1 protein-coding gene is annotated in these 3,958 nt (G+C 77.9%); it reads right to left on the minus strand.

The window, feature by feature from the left end:
- A partial coding sequence (locus ABEB00_RS35990) for an AMP-binding protein (RefSeq protein ID WP_345624942.1) occupies positions 1-3,958 on the minus strand: 3,958 nt, incomplete at both ends.

Below are 3,958 nucleotides of genomic sequence, written 5' to 3' on the forward strand. Positions count from 1 at the left end.
CCCCGGCAACGCCGGTCGGCCGCGCCGGTCCAGGAGGTGCACGCGGGTACCGGCGATCGGCCCGCCCACCGGGACCGGCCGCTCCTCGTCCACGGGGGCGCACACCTCCGCCAGGGTGGAGTAGACGGTCGTCTCCGTGGGGCCGTACGCGTTCCACAGCCGGCCGGCGCGCCGCAGCAGGTCCGCGGCCAGCGGGGGTTCGAGCACCTCACCGATGCTGATCACCCGCAGCCCGGGGTCGGCGGGCAGGTCCGCGGCGGACAGCAGCCGCAGCACGGTCGGGGTGGCCGTGGCGACGGTGACGCCGTGCCGGCGGATCCAGGCGGCCAGCGCGTGGCCGTCGGCGACGGTGTCCCGGTCGGCGAGGGCGAGCCGGGCCCCGGACGCCAGGGTGACCCACAGCTCGTAGCCGAAGACGTCGAAGCCGAACGGCACCGCGCCGAGCGTGACGTCGTCGGGGCTCATGCCGGGGTCGGCACGGAGCGCGGCGACGAACGCCGCCAGGTTGGCGTGGGTGACGACCACGCCCTTGGGCCTGCCGGTCGTGCCCGAGGTGAACTGGACGTAGGCGGCCCGCCCGGGGTCGGGTTCCGGCAGGGGCGCGGCCAGGGGCGTGTCCCGCCCCGCGTCCTCGCCCACGTCCACGACGGTGACGCCGGGCAGGGCGGGCGCGGGACCGCCGGAGAGGACCAGCCGGATCCCCGCGTCCGCCACCAGTACGGCCAGTCGCCCGGCCGGATGGTCCGGGTCGAGCGGCACGTACGCGGCCCCGGCGCGCAGGACGCCGAGCAACGCCGGCCCGAGCCGCAGGTCGCGCGGCACGTGGACGCCGACCGGTTCGCCCGGCCGGACGCCGTGCGCCGCCAGTGTCCGCGCCAGCGAGGCCGACCACGCGTCCAGTTCGCGGTAGCTGAGGGCGCCGCCCGCCGTGACCACGGCGGTGGCGTCCGGGCGCCGGGCGGCCTGGCCGAGGACGGCGCCGACCACGGTGGCCGGGCGGTGCGCGGGCAGCGCGGCACCCGTCCCGGCGGATCGGAGCTGCGCGCGTTCCCCGTCGGACAGCGGGTCCAGGGCGAGCAGCGGCTGGTCGGGGGCCGCCAGCGCCGCGTCGAGCAGGGCGGTGAACCAGCGGTTCCAGCGCCGTACGGTGGCCCGGTCGAACAGGCCGGCGCGGTAGGCCAGCGTGCCGGTCAGGGTCAGGCCGTCGTCGACGAGGGTCAGGGCGAGGTCCGTCTGGGCCTGCGTGCGGGGGATGTCGACCCGGGTCGCGGTCAGTTCCGCGAAGCGGCCGGGCAGCGGGGGCAGGCCGATGACGTTGAGCAGCGCCTGGAAGAGCGGGGTGGCGTCCGGATCGCGTACGGGGTCCAGCCGCGCCACCACGTCCTGGAAGGGCGTGGTGGCGCGGGCGAGCGCGTCGAGGGTCCGCGCTCTGGTCCGCGCCGCCGCCTCACGGACCGTCGGGTCGCCGGACAGGTCGCCGCGCAGCACCACGGTGTCGGCGAAACAGCCCACCTCGTCCCCGGCACCCGGGTGCGCCCGTCCGGAGACCGGCACGCCGACCGGGACGTCCTCGGTGGCCGCGAGCCTGCCCAGCAGCGACTGCCAGACGGTCAGCAGCACCATGAACGGCGTGCAGTCCAGCTCCGCCGCGAACGCCCGCAGTCCGGCGGTGGTGGCGGCGGACAGCGCCACGGGTTCGCTCCGCGCCGCCCAGCCGGCGCCCGGACCGCGCGGGCGGTCCGCCGGCAGGGCGAGTACGGGCAGGTCCGCGAGGTGCGCGGCCCACCAGTCCAGATGCCGCCGCGCCTCGACGCCGGGCCGCGGCGCCGGGGCGCCGGAGCGGACGGGAGCCGGTATCCGCCGCGGGGCGGGCCCGGGGCCGGCCGCTTCCCGGTAGAACGACGACAGGTCGCGCAGGAGCGTCGTCCACGACCAGGCGTCGCAGGCGATGTGGTGGGCCGTCAGCAGCAGGACGTGTTCGTGCCCGGAGACGCGCAGCACCACGGCGCGGAACGGCGTCTCGCGGTCCAGGGCGAAGGGCCGCGCCGCCTCGGCCCGCAAGGCCGTGTCGGCCTCGTCAGGGCCCACGTCCACCAGCGTGACGGGAATCGCCTCGGGCGGCAGCGGCACGGCGCGCGGGCCGGCCTCGTCCTCGGCCACCGCCGTGCCCAGCACCGGGTGCCGCTCCCCGAGACCGCGTACCGCGACGCGCAGGGCGGCCATGTCCAGGGGGCCGTTCAGCCGCAGCGCGAGGTGCAGGTGGTAGGCGTCGCTGTCCGGCCGCAGCCGCCACAGGAGCCACATCCGCCGTCGGGCGGGCGACAGCGGTGCCGGGCCGTCGGGCGCGGCCACCGGACCGGTACCCGGCCGGTCTCCGCCCGGACCGGCCGCTGCGGTGGCCGCGCCCCGGCCGGTACGCTGCCCGGCCGCGCCGGTGTCACCGGTCGTGGCGGCCTGGTCCGGGCCCTCCGCTTCCCGGCCCCGGCGTTCCAGCTCCGCCGCGAGGTCCCGCAGGACCGGCCGCTCGAAGACCGACCGCACCGGGAGCGTGCGGCCGGTGGACCCGGCGAGCAGCCCCACCATCCGGGTGGCCGTGAAGGAGTGGCCGCCCAGGGCGAAGAAGTCGTCGGTGACCGAGATGCGGCGCGGTCCGAGGAGGGTCTGCCAGACCTCGGCGACCGCCCGTTCGGCGGCGGTGGACGGCGCCTCGCCGGCCGCCTCGGCGCGGGCCGGGCGGGCAGCCCGCCGCAGCGCGGCCCGGTCCGGCTTGCCCTGCGGGGTGAGCGGGATCCGGTCCACCACCGTCACCTCGGCCGGGACCATGTGGTGCGGCAGCGACGCGCCGAGTCGGGCACGCACCTGCCCGGGCCGGGGGCCGTGGCCGGGCGCGGCGACGATCCAGGCGACCAGGTGGCCGGTGGGCCCTTCGCCCTCCGGCAGCACGACCGCGTCGGCCACCTCGGGCAGCGCCCGCAGCGCGGCCACGACCTCCCCGGGCTCCACCCGGTGCCCGCGCACCTTGACCTGGTCGTCCCGCCGGCCGAGGAAGTCGACCTCGCCGTCGTCCGCGAGCCTGACCAGGTCGCCGGTGCGGTACCAGCGTCCGCCCTCGGCGTCCTCGGCGAACCGTTCGGCGGTCAGGTCCGGACGTCCGGTGTAGCCGCGGGCCACACCCGGACCCCCGAGCAGGAGTTCGCCGGGGACACCGGGAACCTGGGGCCGTCCCGCCCGGTCGACGATCCGGCCCACGACACCGGGCAGCGGGCGGCCCAGCGGCACCAGGCCGGTGCGCCTGGCTTCCGGCACCTCGTCGACGTCGTGGACCAGCGACATCATGGTGGCCTCGGTGGGCCCGTAGTGGGTGTGCACGGCCAGGTCGGGCCGCGCCCGCCGGATCTCCGACACCAGCGACCAGGGGCAGCCCTCGCCGCCCAGCACCAGCAGCGTGCGGGGCAGGACGGCCGCGAGTGCGCCGTCCCGGGCGAGCATCCTGAGGTGGCTCGGCACCAGCTTCACCGTGTCCACCCGGTGCCGGGCGAGGTAGCGGGCCCACGCCGCGGCGTCGGTCGCCGTCTCACGGTCCGTCAGGTGCAGGGTGCCGCCGGTGAGCCAGGCGCCGTAGAGGGCGGTCAGGCTCAGGTCGGCGGCGAGGGTGGACAGTACGGCGAAGGAACCGCCCGCCGCCTGCGGCATCCGCGCGGTCAGCGCGCTCACGCGGTACGCGAGTCCGCCGTGGCTCACCGCGACGCCCTTGGGTGTGCCCGTCGATCCGGAGGTGAAGATCACCTGGGCCAGATCGGCGGCCGACACCGGCACGGCCGGCCGTGTCCCAGGGGCGTCCGGACCCGTGTCCGGGCCGACGACCTCGGCGAGGTCGCCCACCCGGCCGGCCCACTCCCCCGCGGTGACCACCAGCCGCGCGCCCGCCGTCCGCAGCATGTCGTAGACCCGCCCGGCG

It is taken from the genome of Streptomyces ziwulingensis (assembly GCF_039542605.1).
In the GTDB taxonomy this organism is placed as follows: Bacteria; Actinomycetota; Actinomycetes; order Streptomycetales; family Streptomycetaceae; genus Streptomyces; species Streptomyces ziwulingensis.